This window comes from Gemmatimonadaceae bacterium, from assembly GCA_020846935.1.
Taxonomy (GTDB): domain Bacteria; phylum Gemmatimonadota; class Gemmatimonadetes; order Gemmatimonadales; family Gemmatimonadaceae; genus RBC101.
On sequence record JADLCY010000010.1, the window covers coordinates 161,419 to 176,992 of the forward strand.

15 protein-coding genes and 1 pseudogene are annotated in these 15,574 nt (G+C 68.5%); 3 read left to right on the forward strand and 13 right to left on the reverse strand.

Annotated features, from left to right (window positions below; translation table 11 throughout):
• Positions 1–11: 11 nt before the first annotated feature.
• The 8 genes from rpiB to IT361_12020 all read right to left on the reverse strand — a co-directional run bounded on the left by rpiB (position 12) and on the right by IT361_12020 (position 7,318).
• A complete protein-coding gene (rpiB, locus tag IT361_11985; protein MCC6318398.1) occupies positions 12–680 on the reverse strand; it encodes a ribose 5-phosphate isomerase B in 669 nt (222 codons plus the stop codon).
• 335 nt (positions 681–1,015) lie between these two features.
• Positions 1,016–1,714 (reverse strand): hypothetical protein, encoded by a 699-nt coding sequence (locus IT361_11990; GenBank protein MCC6318399.1) that lies wholly within the window; start codon positions 1,712–1,714, stop codon positions 1,016–1,018.
• Positions 1,711–2,412, reverse strand: a complete 702-nt coding sequence (locus tag IT361_11995) for a hypothetical protein (protein MCC6318400.1) — start codon at positions 2,410–2,412, stop codon at positions 1,711–1,713. The genes IT361_11990 and IT361_11995 overlap by 4 nt, the downstream gene beginning before the upstream one ends.
• 359 nt (positions 2,413–2,771) lie before the next feature.
• Positions 2,772–3,956: a peptidoglycan DD-metalloendopeptidase family protein gene (locus IT361_12000; GenBank protein MCC6318401.1), complete on the reverse strand. Its 1,185-nt coding sequence runs from the start codon at positions 3,954–3,956 to the stop codon at positions 2,772–2,774.
• The gene (locus IT361_12005; GenBank protein MCC6318402.1) at positions 3,953–4,804 is read right to left on the reverse strand and encodes an ABC transporter permease; all 852 of its coding nucleotides are present in this window, start codon (positions 4,802–4,804) and stop codon (positions 3,953–3,955) included. The genes IT361_12000 and IT361_12005 overlap by 4 nt, the downstream gene beginning before the upstream one ends.
• A complete protein-coding gene (ftsE, locus tag IT361_12010; protein MCC6318403.1) occupies positions 4,801–5,496 on the reverse strand; it encodes a cell division ATP-binding protein FtsE in 696 nt (231 codons plus the stop codon). The genes IT361_12005 and ftsE overlap by 4 nt, the downstream gene beginning before the upstream one ends.
• Before the next feature lie 217 nt (positions 5,497–5,713).
• Positions 5,714–6,871 carry an aminotransferase class I/II-fold pyridoxal phosphate-dependent enzyme gene (locus IT361_12015; GenBank protein MCC6318404.1) on the reverse strand — a complete coding sequence of 386 codons (1,158 nt, stop codon included), beginning with the start codon at positions 6,869–6,871 and terminating at the stop codon, positions 5,714–5,716.
• 144 nt (positions 6,872–7,015) lie between these two features.
• A complete protein-coding gene (locus IT361_12020; GenBank protein ID MCC6318405.1) occupies positions 7,016–7,318 on the reverse strand; it encodes a hypothetical protein in 303 nt (100 codons plus the stop codon).
• Between the two features lie 235 nt (positions 7,319–7,553).
• Here IT361_12020 and IT361_12025 point away from each other — a divergent pair.
• A pseudogene (locus IT361_12025) lies at positions 7,554–7,613 on the forward strand (hypothetical protein).
• 258 nt (positions 7,614–7,871) lie between these two features.
• Here the strand turns inward: IT361_12025 and IT361_12030 are convergent.
• From IT361_12030 to IT361_12050, 5 genes are read right to left on the reverse strand one after another with little or no spacing between them, the layout of a single operon-like run.
• Positions 7,872–8,762 carry an ATP-binding protein gene (locus IT361_12030; protein ID MCC6318406.1) on the reverse strand — a complete coding sequence of 297 codons (891 nt, stop codon included), beginning with the start codon at positions 8,760–8,762 and terminating at the stop codon, positions 7,872–7,874.
• Positions 8,759–9,781 (reverse strand): carbohydrate kinase family protein, encoded by a 1,023-nt coding sequence (locus IT361_12035; protein ID MCC6318407.1) that lies wholly within the window; start codon positions 9,779–9,781, stop codon positions 8,759–8,761. The genes IT361_12030 and IT361_12035 overlap by 4 nt, the downstream gene beginning before the upstream one ends.
• Before the next feature lie 6 nt (positions 9,782–9,787).
• Positions 9,788–10,786 carry an ROK family protein gene (locus tag IT361_12040; GenBank protein ID MCC6318408.1) on the reverse strand — a complete coding sequence of 333 codons (999 nt, stop codon included), beginning with the start codon at positions 10,784–10,786 and terminating at the stop codon, positions 9,788–9,790.
• A gap of 50 nt (positions 10,787–10,836) precedes the next feature.
• Positions 10,837–11,619 carry a sulfite exporter TauE/SafE family protein gene (locus tag IT361_12045; GenBank protein ID MCC6318409.1) on the reverse strand — a complete coding sequence of 261 codons (783 nt, stop codon included), beginning with the start codon at positions 11,617–11,619 and terminating at the stop codon, positions 10,837–10,839.
• On the reverse strand, positions 11,620–12,630 hold the full coding sequence (locus tag IT361_12050) for a glycosyltransferase family 9 protein (GenBank protein ID MCC6318410.1): 1,011 nt from the start codon (positions 12,628–12,630) through the stop codon (positions 11,620–11,622).
• 88 nt (positions 12,631–12,718) lie between these two features.
• On the opposite strand from IT361_12050, the gene IT361_12055 reads away from it, so the two are divergent.
• Positions 12,719–13,087, forward strand: coding sequence for a hypothetical protein (locus IT361_12055; protein ID MCC6318411.1), 369 nt, complete (start codon positions 12,719–12,721; stop codon positions 13,085–13,087).
• Between the two features lie 156 nt (positions 13,088–13,243).
• Positions 13,244–15,571: a TonB-dependent receptor gene (locus IT361_12060; GenBank protein MCC6318412.1), complete on the forward strand. Its 2,328-nt coding sequence runs from the start codon at positions 13,244–13,246 to the stop codon at positions 15,569–15,571.
• The last annotated feature ends 3 nt before the right edge of the window (positions 15,572–15,574 follow it).

Here is a 15,574-nt window from a genome sequence, read left to right on the forward strand (position 1 = left end):
GCAAGGGGAGCCTAACGGCGGTTGGTGTCGAGGGCGTCGATCTTGGCCACGCGCGCGTCATGCCGACCACCGGCGTAGATCGCGGCAAGGAAGGTACGGACCACCTCGAGCGCCAGTCGGTTTCCGAGGAGCGTGCCGCCGAGTGTCAGCACGTTGGCGTTGTTGTGTTCGCGCGCGTTGGAGGCCGTCGTGACGTCGTGGCACATCGCGGCGCGCACGCCGGCGACCTTGTTGGCCGCCATGCAGCTGCCGATGCCGGCCCCGTCGATCATGATGCCCACATCGGCCCGGCCCTCGGTCACGGCCCGCGCCACGGCGATGGCATAGTCGGGATAGTCCACCGCGTCCGTGCTGAACGTGCCAACATCGTCGACGGCGTGGCCCGCTCCGCGCAGCCACGCGAGCACGGCGTCTTTCATCGCCACGCCGCCATGGTCGGCCCCGATCGCCACGCGCGCAGGCGCGGTCGTCGCCGCGCCAGGTGCCCCGTGGGCGGCCGAGGGCTCGGCGGTTGGCGATGGTGCCGTGGCGGCAGCGCGGAGGTCGATGCCCAGCACCCTGGCGGCGTCCCGCGCACTGGGTGTGACGGTCGCTCCGGTCGTGTCCAGGACGCGTTCGCCACGCGCGGCCGCACGCCGCACGGCGTGCTCCGTGATTGCAGGTCGGCGACGGGCTGACATGGCGGCGGAATCTACGGCGAAACTCGCGAGGGCGAGAAAGGGCGTCGCTGTGGCAGGGAACGCCGGCGCTTTGCCGGCGGCCCAGTGCACCTCGAACGTCGCGGCGTCGAGCGCCCTCCTCCCTCGATGCAGGCCTACGCCATCACCAGCAAGTGGCGCGCATGCTCCACGGTGATCGTACCCCAACACTCCGCTGAGGAGGAGCGGAGTGTCCGCTCGCGATGCGAACAACGGTGAGCACCACCAGCGCAACAGCGACTGCGGGCTGCCGACACCGCGTACCGCACCGAGATCGACGGAGTTCTGGCCATCGACCGGGGCGGCTCCCGTGCCGGCTAGGCTGCGCGCGAGACCCGTGCCGCGTGCTCCGCCGCGCCGGCCGCGAGCTCCTGCTGGCGGATCAACGCGTAGAGCAACAGGGAGACGCCGAGGAGCTCGGCAGTCTCTTCGAGCGTGGAGACGGCGAGGAAACGGGTGCTGTGCCCTCCAGATTCGACGAAGACCGCCAGGGCGTGCAGGACCACGGCGCCACCGTAGTACACCGCGCCCGCGCGCAGCAGCGCGCGGCGCGCCTCCGGCACCTGGCGTCGAAGCAGGGGCGCAAACCACGCGAGGAGCGCGAGGGCGATGGCGCCACCGACCAGCAGCCAATGTTGTGCGAAGCTCGCGCCGCCGAAGACCTGCGGCAGGTACGTGGCGCCGCGCTCGTGCATTCCCGATGCTTCGTCGATGGCGTGCAGCACCAGGATCATGGCCAGCGTGTTCCAGCCCGATCCGCGCGATGTCGCAGGGGCCGGGTCGCGCCGCGCGATGATCGCGGCGAGCCCCGCGGCCAGCAGCAGCTGCATGGAACTGAACCAGGCCGGAAGGTTGAGTTCACCCGTGAGCGAGGTCAGGCCGGGCCATCGTGAGGTTGCGTCCAGCCTTCCGGTGAACCGAAGGCCCGTGACCACCACGTGCAGGCCGATGAGCACGACCCCGGTCAAGGCGCTCCAGCGGAAGACGCGCCGTGCGTCGAGGTGCAGCGTGATCATGCGCCCGCCATCTCTCGGGGAGCTTGCGCTCGTGCGCTCGGTGCCGGTGTGACGGCAAGCAATCGGAGGAGCGCCCCGACAAACAGGGCGATGCCGATCAGTTCACCGCCGTTCTCCAGCACGTTCAGCAGATTGTAGCCGAGCGAGTCGGACATCCCGGCGGAGGCCACCATGCCTCCCACACCTTCAAGGCCCACCGCGCTCCCGACGAAGATCGTGCCCGCGATGATGAAATCCCGACGCACCCCGGCCTCCAGGCTGCGGAGCAGGGGGAGGAAGAGCAGCAGCACGGCGGGCAGCAGCACGAGCGCCACCGCGATCCAGCGAAAGTAGAAGAACCCCTTCTTCTCCACCGACCCGCGCGCGACCGCTCCCCACTCCTCATGGATCGCGGCGAGTTCGTCGAGCGACAGGAACGCGAATCCGATGGCGAGCAGGATCCATCCCCAGCGCTGCTCCGGCTTGCGTGCCGCGACCACGCCCAGGAGTGCGGCCGCCAGCGCGAGTTGCGCCGAGGAGTACAACGTGGGCACGCCACCTTCGACCCCGAGATCAAGCAGCATGAACACCGGGCGCGGTATCGTCAGCCCGGCCAGGCTGTGCAGCAGCGAAAGGACGATGTCTCCCGCCGCCAGCACGCCGGTGATCGTAAACAGGGTGCGGAGCACCGTTTGATCGCTCTGGATCTCGAGCCGCATGGCCGAGGCGGTTGAGTCATTTTGAACCGGAGCGTTATGCCCGGTTCATATTTATCGCAAGATCATGAAGCAAGTTCTGAGCCTCGGGTAGGGGCATCGCAGCCGCGGATCCTCGTTCGGCTGTTGCCAAGGCGTCGCCCACGCCCGCGCGCGGTACCCGTCGCGATACGATGGTCCGCCGCCGCCGCGGTCCTGGTCCTGGAGCCCGTTCGCCTGGATTCGCTCCGTGCGAGTGGGCGCCAAAGCACGCATGGTGCGCGAACGCGGTAACGCAAAGTGCCGATGCATCCGGTTTCGCCCCGAGAGGCGTGCCCTGCGGGTCCAACGGCGGACGTCGCGAATGCCTGAAGCGATCGGCTCTATTGTCGGCGGAGCCAGCCCAGCGGATCCGTCGCGCGGCCCTTGGGCCGGATCTCGAAATGCAGGTGCGGCGCCATCTCCGGGTCGGCGCGGCCCACGGCTCCGATGACCTGCCCCTTCGTCACCTGTTGCCCCACGCGCACGTCGGCTCGGCTCAGCGAACCGTAGACGGAGTAGTCGCCACCGCCGTGTTGCACGATGATGGTCAGGCCGTAGGTGCCGATGGGCGCCACATACGTCACCTCGCCCTGCGCAACGCTGGTCACGTTCGTGCCCGACGGCGCCGCGATGCCCATGCCGTTCCATCGGATCGCGGTGTTGTTCGGGTTGATCACGCGCCCAAAGCTGTAGAGGATCTCGCCGTCGACCGGCCAGTCGAGTCGACCAAAATCCGTGGTCTTGAGTGTGCTGCCCGACGCGGCGCCGGCATTGGGACGCGCTGCCTCGCTGCGACGCCGTGCTTCCTCCATCGAGGCCAGCAGCTGCGCCAGGCGCGCCTCGTCGCGCTGGATACGCGCCAGGCGGTCCTGGACCTGCTCCTGGGACTGGCGCACATCGGCCAGCGATCGCTGCCGCTGGCCCTGCATCGAACGCAGCCGGGATTCCTCCTGCGCCTTCTCGAGCCGATTCCGCTCGATCTCGGTCTGGAGCCGCACGAGCAGCGTGCGCTGCTCGTCGATCTTGTCGTACAGGCCCGTGACCTGCTTGACCACGGCGCGATCATGCAGCGCCAGTTCGTGCAGGTACTTGTAGCGGCCCACGAGTTCGGCAAAGGTCCGCGCCGAGAGCAGCGCTTCGGTGGTGTACATCGGGCCGCGCTTGTAGATGTCCACGAGCCGGTGCTGCAGCGATGAACGCTTGCGCACGACCTCCTGCTGCGCCTTCTGCACCGCATCCTCGGCGGTTTCCACGTCGCGGTGGATCTCCACCAGCTGCACGTCGAGCTGGCGCACGAGTCGCGCGGTCGCGTCGGCCTGCCGCCGCAGGTTGGTGGCCTCTTCACTCAGGTCGTGTGCGCGGCCCTGCAACTCCTGGAGGCGACGCTGCAGGTCGGTGCGTTCCTTCCTGATGGCGTCCAGTTCGTTCTGCTGTTGGCGCAGCCGCTGTTCGGTCGATTGCGCCGCCAGCACGCCAGGAAGCGCGACGACGACCACCAGCGCCGCGATGCGCACGGCGCGCCTCACGTCACCTTGCGGATCTGCCGGCCCACCGACACGGCGCTGCCAAAGACGCCCATGACGGCGCCGCCGAGGATGCCCAGCAGCGAGAGCTGAGCGCCAAAGAACTCGGTGCGGATGAAGTACCGACTGATGACGATCGAGGCGACCCACGTGAGCAGGAGCGCCATGAGGCCACCAAGGACTCCCTTCACGAAGCCCTCGACCAGGAACGGGCGACGAATGAAGCCGTCGGTGGCGCCCACAAGCCGCATGATGGAGATCTCCCTCGCGCGCGCCATCACGGCCATGCGGATGGTCGCGCCAATGATGATCACGGCGACGGCGGCGAACGCGAGGCCGAGGATCACACCGGCGGCCGTGGCGATGTTCCGGATGGTGTAGAGCTTCTGCACCCATTCTTCGCCGAACCGCACATCATCCACGATCTCGCTGGCCCCGATGCGGGCCGCGACGTCGGCGACGGTCTGCGGGGCGCGGTGTCCGTCGGCGAGCCGCACGTCGATCGATGCCGGCAGGAAGCCGGCCTCGAAGACGTCGCGAAACTCCTGCAGCTCGTTGCGGGCGCGCTCCAGCGCCTGTTCGGGTGAGATGTATTCGACGCGGGACACTTCGGGATACGCACCGATCGCCTTCATGGCCTCGGAGATCGACTCCACGGTCGCATCTTCCCTGAGGAACGCACGGATCTCCACGCGTGATTCCACCTGCGCCAGGGCCGCGCGCAAGTTCAGGGCGACCAGGGAGAACAGACCAAACGCGAAGAGCGAAAACGCAATCGTCGTCACGGATAGCGCGCTGAGCATCGGCGCGCGCCGGAACCCGATGAGGGCTTCGCGAATGACGAGCTTCATGGCGTCACCTCGGCCCGGCGCTTCTTCTCGTCCGCCGAGTCAAACACGACCTGCCCACGGTTGATCTCGAGCACGCGAAACTCGGAACGCTTGACCAGCTCGAGGTTGTGGGTGGCCATGATCACGGCGGTCCCCGCCGCGTTGATCTCCCGCAGGAGCTGAAAGACACCGCGCGTCGCACGCTCGTCGAGGTTGCCGGTCGGCTCGTCGGCCACGAGCACAAAGGGATCGTTGGCCAGCGCGCGCGCGATGGCGACGCGCTGCTGTTCCCCGCCGCTCAATTCATTCGGGAAGCTCGTGGCCTTGGAGGCCAGTCCCACCTGCGTCAGGAGACGCGAGACCTTGGCGCGCACCTTGTCAGGCGGGGTGCCGATCACATCGAGCGCAAACGCGATGTTGGCCTCGATGGTGCGGTCCTCCAACAGGCGAAAGTCCTGGAAGACGACCCCCAGCTTGCGTCGGAGCATCGCGATCTCGCGACGCTTGACGCCGTGCGCCTTGGTCCCGCTGACCCACACGTCGCCGCGTGTCGGCAACTCCTGCATGTAGATCAGCTTGAGGATCGAGCTTTTCCCGGCGCCGCTCGGCCCGGTGAGAAAGACGAACTCCCCCTTGCCCACGAAGAAACTGACGTCGTTGAGCGCGACGCCGGTGCGGGGGTACTCCTTGAAAACGTTGGCGAACCGGATCAACGGAAGATCGGATGAGGCGACCGCGCGGGACGACGTTGCGTGCCCCGTCTCTCTCTCGGACACTTTGACCGAGCAGAAGGTAACGAATTCCGCGCCTCGTCTCCGTGGCGGTTCGTCCTACCGAGCCGCGTTCGACCGCGCGTTGCCCGGCCCGACGGTCGCTGCAGCCGCCGTCCGCAACGAGGCCAATGACTCGCCGTTGCGGGAGTTGCTCGCCCTATCCCAGCGCGCGCTGGACGTCCGCGATGAGGTCGGCGATGTCCTCGATCCCGACGCTGATGCGCACGAACCCATCGGGGATGCCGGCGGCGGTGCGCTCTTCGGGAGTGAGTCTGGCGTGGGACGTATAGCGGGGCTCGCTGACGAGTGAGTCCACGCCGCCCAGTGAGGGGGCGTGCGTGATCACCGAAAGCCGCGAGACGAAGCGTTCGGCGGCCGGCCCGCCGCCCTTCAGCACCAGCGCCATCATGCCGCCGTACCCGGCGAGCGTGGCGCGCGCGACGTCGTGATCCGGGTGCGAGCCGAGTCCGGGGTAGAGGACCGACGCCACGGACGGATGCGCGGCGCACCATTGTGCGAGGCGCATGGCATTCTCGTTGTGGCGCTTCACGCGGACGTCGAGCGTCTTGAGACCGCGTTCGAGCAGCCAGGCCGCGAACGGGTCAGGTGCCTGCCCCCAGAGGATCATTCGTCCTCTGACTTCCTCGATGTAGGGCGTGCTGCCCGCGACGACGCCTGCAAGCACGTCGTGGTGCCCATTGAGGTACTTGGTCGCGGAGTGGATCACGACGTCGGCGCCGTGCGCGACCGGGCGGAAGTTCACGGGGCTCGCGAACGTGGAGTCCACGACGAGGGCGAGCCCGCTCTCTGCGGCCAGGCGGTGCAGCTGGCGCACGTCGAGAACACGTGTCGTCGGATTCACGGGCGATTCGACGAAGATGGCGCGCGTCTCCTTGCGCACCTGCTGTCGCCACCCGCGCGATGCGGTGGGGTCGACGAGCGTGACCTCGATGCCCATCGTCGGGAACTGTTCGAGGAACAGGGCGCGCGTGCCCCCGTAGATCCAGTCGGAGGCCAGCAGGTGGTCGCCGGGCCGGAGCAGGGCGAGCAGCGCGCACGCGGTCGCGCCCTGGCCGGAGGCGAGGAGCAGCGCCGCTTCGGTGCCTTCGAGCGCGGCGATGGTGGCCTGCACGCGTTCGGCATTTGGGGCGTTACCGTAGCGCGGGTAGAGCAGGCCGGCCTCGGTACCCACTTGCTGCAGATAGTTGACGGACTGCACCAGCGGGAAGACGACGGGGGCGCCGGGGTGTGTGGGACCGCCCGGGCCACGAACGGCGACCGTCGGGAGCTGCAGGGGCGAGGGAGGCGTCGGCATCGGCGAGAAGGCGGGCCTCCATATCTGCGGGCCGTTCCCGGCACACCGCAAGGACGCGATGCCGGCGACCGTTACACCAACCTCCGCCGCGAGCATGCCGGAATCCCGCCCCCGCACACCGCAAGGACGCGACGCCGGTGGTCGCTACACCTGGCGTCGGTCGTCGACGGAGTCGTAGTCGGGCTTCTGCACCCGGATCACCTCGGAGACGCCAACGCCGGCGATGTCGCGGAGCACAACACCTCCGCGGGGAATGCTGTCGTCGAGCACGATCGTGGCGAGCTCGCTGCGTCGCGGGCCCTGGATCCACGCGAGTTCGCGATCGCTCAGCAGGCGGGCCCGGGCTTCTTCGCTGGACATGCGCGCCTGTGGGCCGCGGTCTTCGTCACCGCGGCGCGTGGCGATGAACCCGATGACGTGGAGCGGCGGGTTGGACCGGATGGTCACGACGGATGCGGCAGCGCGACACCGCCGTCATCGCGCCGGACGACGAGCCGTCGGGCAAACAGCTCGTCGAGCACGCGGCCGCAGGTTTCGGCCGGCTCGCCGAACTCCGCCTCCACATCGCGGGCGAGGATCGGTCCGCGCTGGCGGACGAGCTGCCAGACGCGGCGCACGCCATCGTCGAGCGTGCCAACCAGCTTGTGCGTGCCCGCGTCGTCCTGGACGATGACCGCGAGATCATAGCGTTCGAGCACCGCTTCGATGGCCTCGAGGTGCGCGTCGTGTACGCCCCGGATGAGGAAATACGTGCGCGGCGCGCCGCCGGCGCGCTGGTACGCATCGAGCAGTTTGCCGACGATCTCGTCGGCACACGAGAAGTCGAGCAGCGTGACGTGCGAGAAGTCGATGACCGTGACGTTCGGCTCGGGCTGCTCGGCAAGCGCTTCCTCGATGGCCTTGCGCACCGTCGCACCGGTGGGCCGGGTGACGAGGTTGGAATAGAGGTCGCAGACCGTTCGGCGGAGCACGGAGCTGACGTCGATGGCGATATGGTACGTCATCGCGTCACCACCCGCTCGGGAATGGTGATCTGGACCTGGGCGCCCGGGAACGCCGCGAGCGACTCGCGGAGCGGCACATCGTCGTCCCATCCGGGGACGATGGCGATGCGCGCGGTGCCGCTGCGGATGGCCAGCTTGCCGTCCCACTTGCCCACGTAGCGCCGCACGCCGGCCAGGCCCTGACCACGACCGGGGTCGCGAAACCGGCTGACGCCACGGATCAACGCGTCCTCGAGCGCCATCGCGTCGTCCCAGCGGTCGCTCAGCTTGCGCCCCTGCGCACTCTCCAGCGACTTGCGAAAGCCGATGCCCGCATCGCAGACCGCGATCACGACCACGCGGCGTCCGAGCCGCTGCCGATAGCGATACGTCTGTACGGCCACCCAGCCCGTCGTGCCCGCGTGCTCCACGATGTTCTGACAAACCTCCGAAAGCGTCATGGCAAAGCGCATCGTCGCCAACGGGTCGAGGTTCAGCTCGTTGACGAGGATCGCCTGCGCCTTCAGCTGGATCTTTTCGACGACATCGTGCACGTCGTCGCTCTTCGCGACGGCGGTGATCTCGAGCAGCACGTTCGATTCGCCCGCCGAGCCTCGCGGGCGCGGCACGTGGCCGTGCATCTCGAACAACCGCTCGGCGTGATCGTAGAACCCGGCCCGCTGCCAGTAGCTCGCCGTCTCTTCCGTCTCCGGTCCGGTGAACGCCGCGCGCTCGGCACGCGTCTGTGCCAGGGTCAGCAGCGCCGTCAGCCCGTACGGCGACGACCAGCGCGTGTGACGCGCGTCCACCAGCACCTTCTGATCGAGCGGGAGTGGGGCGAGCTGCTCGAGCACGTGTTCGAACGTCTGGTCGTCGAGCGAAGGCGGGACGGTAATGACAGAGGTCACGAAGGAATCAATTCGCCGCGGAGATGGTGCGCGAGGCCGGATGCACCGCGAAACTCGACGTTGCGCGCCGCGGCTCGCACGGCGGAGGGTAACGCGACCGAAAACGTATCACCGCAAACGAGCCGCGCAAAGAGTGTGGCGCCGAACACGTCGCCGCATCCCGTCGGATCCTGTTCGGGCCCCTTGACACGCACGCGATCCGCAGGCACGCGCGCTGTTTCCACTGCGCCCGCCACGAACGCGGCAGCACCGCGACGCCCTGCATCGTCCAGTGTCTGGAATCCGGGCGCGTTCACGTACACCACGCCGCGCGCACCCAGCGTCACCACCAACGAAGACACGCCGCAGTTCATGGCCGTCGCCGCCAGCGCCATCGGATCCGGCGCAATGAGGCGCATTTCATCCTCATTCACCTGAACGAGATCGAAGCACCGTAACCATCCTTCGGCGTTCACGAGCGGACGCGGCGTGCGCAGGCCGCCCGGCTGCACCGCCAGCAGCAGCGAGTGCAGGTCGCAGTAGATGGGGCCCCGAAAATGTTGACGGATCAACTGCGCGACCTCGAGGTCGAGTTCGAAGCCGCTCAGCAGGTTGATGTACAGGGCGTCGATGTCGCGCAGCAACGGCTTGAGCCCCAGCCAGTGCCAGGGAGGCACCCCGCCCGTGAGCACCTCGGAGCGCCGTTCCTCGCTGGTGTATCGAAGTTCGACACGGTTGTTCTGCACCGGCACGATGATCGGTTCGGCATCAGGCGCGATGCGGCGCAGGCCGCGCAGGAACTCGCGCGCGCGCGCCGCGAGGTCTGCCCCGACCTTCACGAGCGGAACGACTTGCCAATCGTTAGTCAGCGCGGCGTCGAGGGCCGACAAGGCATACGTCACGCCGCCCCACTCCTCGATGGGCGCCCGACGCGCGTCCCGGCCGTAGATCACGTCCCAGACAAAGGAGCCGATCACTCCCAGCCGCCGCGGGCCCGAAGGGCGCTCGTCCGGGCTGGCGAACGGCCTCTCAGCGGTCATGCCACGTCACACTGCGTCCACGGCCTGCTGTCGGAATGTAGCCACCGCGCCCACCACGCCCGCGGTCCCCGGCAGTGAGCCCGGAACGATGCGGCAGGCGTCCACCGCCGGCCGAAACGCGCGGCGGCGCACTTCGCGGCGCAGCGGCACGAACAGCGGATCCCCGGCCTGCGTTACGCCGCCCGCGATCACCACGACGTCCGGGTTGTAGACGTTGAGGAGGTTCGCGAGCCCGGTCCCGAGGAACACGGCGGTTTCGCGAACCACCTCGAGCGCCACGACGTCGTCGCGCTTGGCCGCATCGTACACGATCGCGGCGGTGAGTTTCGACAGGTCGTTGTCCACCATGGCGTAGAGCATCGAGGGCTGGTCGCCGCCAAGCGCCTCGCGCGCACGCTCGGCGATGCTCGGCCCGGAGGCGTAGGCTTCGAGGCAGCCGTAGTTGCCACAGCCGCAGCGTCGGCCGGTGATGTCGATGGTCATGTGCCCGATCTCACCCGCCACGTCCGAGGCGCCGTGGTAGAGCTTGCCGTCGAGGATCAGCCCCCCGCCGATGCCGGTTCCGATGGTCATGCCCACCACATTGCGCCCGCCCCTGGCGGCACCCAGCCACCACTCGCCGAGCGTCGCACAGTTCGCGTCGTTGTCGAGCGTGGCCGGAAGGCCCACGCGGTCAGCGATGACCTGCCGCAACGGAAAGTTTGTCCAGCCAAGGTTGGGCGTCGTGATGACGATGCCCTTCTCGCGATCGAGCGGCCCCGGCGCGCCCACGCCGACGCCGAGACACTGGTCGCGCTTGAGCCCCGCCGCCATCGTCTCGGCGATCACGGTGTCGATCATGCGCACCATGCGATCCACCACGGCGTCCGCGCCCTGGGTCGCGCGCGTCGGCTCGGATCGCATGGCGTATTCGGTGGCGCCGTCGTCGCTGAGTGAGCCGACCACGATGTTGGTGCCGCCAAGGTCGACACCGACAATGAACTTCGAGGCCTTTCTCGCGGGCATGGCGCGAAGAGTGAAGGAAATCGTGTGCCGGACGCGCGTCGAAATCTATCCTAGCCCAGGAGCCCGACGCCGCGCGCCACCACGAGACCGCCGAGGACGAGCACGGTCACCGCGAACCCCTGCTTGATCCGCCGCTGCGGTACGCGAGGCGCGAGCCGCGTCCCGATGATCGCGCCGACCGCCGCCACTCCGGTGAACTCGGCGGCGAGTCGCCAATGAATGGGGACGATCCCGATGTACCCGATGAAGCCGGACAGTCCGTTGACCATGATGATGAACAGGGAACTCCCGACCGCGGCACGCACCGGCACGCGTGCGAGCAGGACGAGCGCGGGCACGATCACAAAGCCGCCTCCGGCGCCGATGAGCGACGTCAACACGCCGACGGCAACGGCCTGAACAGCGAGCAGCGGGGTGAAGCGCACGTTCGCGACGCTGCTCTCCGGTGCGCTGGCGGGCGCGCGCATCCCATCGCGCAACATGAGGAGCGCGGCGGCCCCGGCAAAGATCACGAACAGCGTGAGCTGAACCTGGGCGGGTACCTGGTGGGCGATTCGCGCCGTGGCGAACGCGCCGATCATCGCCAGCGCTCCAAAGGGCAGCGCGATGCGCATGTGCACCGTGCCCTGCCGCCAGTGGGACACAAACCCAACCGCGGCGCTCATGCCGACCACCGCGAGGCTCATGGCCACCGCGGATTTGGTGGGCACGTGAAACACGTACAGGAAGATCGGCAGCGCCAGGATCGAGCCGCCACCACCGAGCAGCCCAAGGACCAATCCAACCACGAGGGCCAGCGCGAGGCCCAGCATGCCGTGGGAGACGGGGTCCACTTAGCGTCGTTCGTTGAGGAGTGCCGTAGTGGCCATGAGGACGCGGTCGGGCAACAGGTCCAGCATGCACCGAAAATGCCCGAGGGGACAGGTGGCCGGCCCGTGTGCCGAACACGGGCGGCACGCGAGATTGGACACCTCGGCGATGCTGCTTCGCTGGGCGAGGGGGCCGAAACCGAACCGCGTCACGGTCGGGCCAAAGATCGCGACCGTCGGCGTGTTCATCGCCGAGGCGAGGTGCAGTGGCGCGGAGTCGTTGGTAACCAGCACACGTGCCCTCGCAATGAGTGCGGCCGAGCCGAGGAGTGAGAGCTGTCCGGTCGCATCGATGGCCGAGGGTGAGGCGGCGGCGATATCTCGCGCGAGCGCGCTGTCGGCCTCGCTTCCGAGGACAACCACCCGCCCCAGCGCGGAGAGGTCCCTGGCGAGCGCCGGAAAGAAGGGCCAGCGCTTGGTCGCCCACACGCTGCCGGGTGCGAGCGCGATCAATGGTTCACCAAGGGCGCCGTGCTCGTTGAGCAGCACCTCGACGCGCGCCTCGTCGCGGGCGGCGGGATAGAGGCGTGGTCGCAGCTGATCCGCCGTCGGTGCGTCCGGCGACCGCGCGAGTCGCCACAGGCGATCGGCGTGATGCAGACCGTCTGTAGGGGTGATGCGCGTGGTGTACCAGAGGCGGCCCGTCGAGGTCGCGAATCCCACGCGCTCACGGTATCCGGCGGCCCGTGCGAGCAGACCGCTCCGATGAGATCCCTGCGCGAGGTAGGCGACCGCCTGCCGATCGTCGGTGCGCAGTGCGCGCACCATGCGCTGGAAGCCGCGGACGCCCGCGTCGGCGCCGCGCTTGTCGTACACGATGACGCGGGACACGCCGGGATGGTGAGCGAACAGCGCGGCCGCTGCCCGGGTGACGACCAGCGAGACCGGTCCGCGACGAGCCAGCTCCGCGATGAGTGGCGTCGTGAGCACGGCATCGCCGATGAACGAGGTCTGGACGATGAGCGAGGAGGTCAAGCGTGCGCTGGGTCGTTTCCCTACAGCCAAATCACGGTGGTCGACGTATATCTAACACTGGCTGTCGACCCTCACGTCGCGACGTCCCGTGGCCATCCGCAAGCTCGGCGCAACGATCTATCTGCTGTGGCTCGCCCTGTACCTGGGTGCGCCGCAGCCGATGCATCATTGTCCGGAGCACAGCCCGGTCGTGGCCGCCACCGCGTCCGCGCCAACAGGACACGCCCATCACGGCGGAGGCGATACTCCGGAGCCGGAGCAGCACAAGTGCTGCTGCCCGGGGCCGCAGTGCGGCACCACGGCACTCGTCGTTGTCGACGCGCCGAGGTTCTCCGCGGAGGTACCAGCGCACGACGGCAGCCGCCCGCCCGCGAGGGAGCAGCGGCCGGTTCCGCTGCGTGGCCCGCACGTTCTTCCGTTCGCCACGGCTCCCCCGGCGTCGACGCGCCTGACGTGAGCGCGCGGTCGTAGACACAGGAGTTCGGCGCCTTCCTCCGGAGGTCCGCCGCACGCGTCAGGCACATCCGTCACGACTCGGCGACTTCCCGCCGCGTCCTCTCGCGCGCTCGCGACCCATCGGTCGTGCACGCAACCTTGAGCCACGGATCTTCCGATGCCTGCCAATGCACGGCGCTTCCTGCGCCGTTCCTCCCTCTTGTTGTTTCTCGCCGTCCCGTTCACGGCGAGCGGTGCCCAGCAGTCTGGCGCGCTGCGCGGCGTCATCACCGACTCCTCGACCCGGCTGCCCGTGGGCGACGTGACCGTCGCCGTGCGCGGCACGACGCGTGGGGCGATCTCGGACGCGAATGGTCGCTACAGCATCGCTGGCCTGCCGCCGGGTCCGCAGGTCATCGTGGTGCAGCGGGTGGGCTACACGCCGCGCACCCTCGATGTCCAGCTCTCGGCAGCAAGCACCACCGAGCTGGACGTGATGCTCGTTGTCGCTGCGCAGGTCATCACTCCCGTCGTGGTCTCGGCCACGCGCGAGCTGCAGCGACGCACGGAGGCGTCGGCAACGATTGATGTGCTCGACGGTGCCGCGATGCGGGAAGCACGCGCGGCGCACCCGGCCGCGCTTGTGAGCCGCATCCCGGGTGTTCACGTGTCGCAGCTCTCGGGCGAAGGGCACTCGACCGCGATCCGGCAGCCGATCACGACCAAGCCGCTCTACCTCTACCTGGAAGACGGTGTCCCGACGCGCTCCACCGGCTTCTTCAATCACAACGCCCTGTACGAGGTGAACTTGCCGCAGGCCGGCGGGCTGGAGGTGCTCAAGGGCCCCGGCACGGCGTTGTACGGCAGCGACGCGATCGGTGGCGTGATCAACGCGCTCACGCGCCCAGCACCCGCGTCGCCCACGGTGGACCTCGCGCTGGAGGCAGGCGACTACGGGTACCGTCGCTTCCTCGCCACCGGAGGCTTCTCACCCGGCTCGCAGGGCCTTCGCATGGACCTCAACGTCACGAAGGCCGACGGCTTCAAGCGTGATGCCCCGTACGAGCGCACGAGTGCCACCGTTCGCCACGATCTCGCCACTTCGAAGGGCATCGCGTTCCGCACCGTGCTCTCGGGCTCGTCGGTTGACCAGCGCGACGTCGTCGCGCTCAACGCGTCCAACTTCGGCACGCGACCCAACCTCAACCTCTCGCCGATTGCCTTCCGCGACGTGCAGGCGCTCCGGTGGTCCACCGCGGTCGAAGTCGATCGAGGCGCCACGTCGATCAGCCTCACGCCGTTTGCGCGACACAACGTGCTGGGTCTGCTCCCCAACTGGCAACTCACGTTCAACCCCGAGGTCTGGGACACGCGCAACGACTCGTACGGTCTGCTCGCGCGCGTCCGGCGCGACCTCACGCCGATGCGCACGCGCGTCATTGCGGGTGTCGACGTGGACTACTCGCCCGGGTCGGTCCTGATCGAGGGCATCACGCCCCGCTCGGCCGGCAACGACAACGCGTGGACGACCTACACGAAGGGGGCTGTCCACTACGACTACGACGTCACGTATCGCCAGGCTTCGCCGTACCTGCACGTGGAGGTGTCGCCGATCGCGCGCGCGCGTCTGGACGTTGGCCTCCGGTACGACAACAGCAGCTACGCCTACGACACGCACCTTCCCGTGCTGCAGACCGGTCGCTTCCGGGTGCCAGCCGACACGTCGCTCCGCTTCTCGCGCTGGAGCCCGAAAGTCGGGCTCACGGTCGACGTGACGCCGCAGCTCAACGTGCACGCGTCGTGGCGCCAGGGATTCCGGGCGCCGGCGCAGGGCCAGCTCTTCCAGCAGGGCGCGAACCTCAACACCACCGGCCTCGATCCCGTCACCGCGACGAGCCGCGAACTCGGTGTGCGTGGGGTGCTCGGCCACCGCGTGCTGTACAGCGTGGCGTGGTACGACATGCGCGTGGAGAACGACATCCTGAGCATCCTCGACGCGACGGGGACGTCGACGTCGTCGAATGCCGGTGCGACGCGCCATCACGGGATCGAGTCCGCGCTCGGCGCGCTCCTTGTGCCTTCGGTGCGCGTCGACCTCGCGTGGAGCACCGCGACGCAGCGCTACGTCAACTGGGTGATCCCTGTGCAGAGACACAACGTGAGCTACGGTGGCCGCACCATCGAGCAGGCGCCGCATACCCTCGGCAACGCGCTCGTGACATGGACGCCGGCGATCCTCCGCGGTGGTCGGCTCGCGGTGGAGTGGTCGCACACGGGTCGCTACTACATGGATCCCGAGAACACGCATCGATACGACGGCTTCCAGCTCTGGACCCTGCACGGCAACTGGCACGTGCGCGGCGCCGAGATCTTCGCGCGCGTCGTGAACCTCGACGACCGGAAATACGCCGAAATCGCCACGTACGACGCGTTCAACCGCGAGCGGTTCACCCCGGGCAGCCCGCGCATGGTGTACGCCGGCGCGCGGTGGACCTGGCAGCGCTGAGGA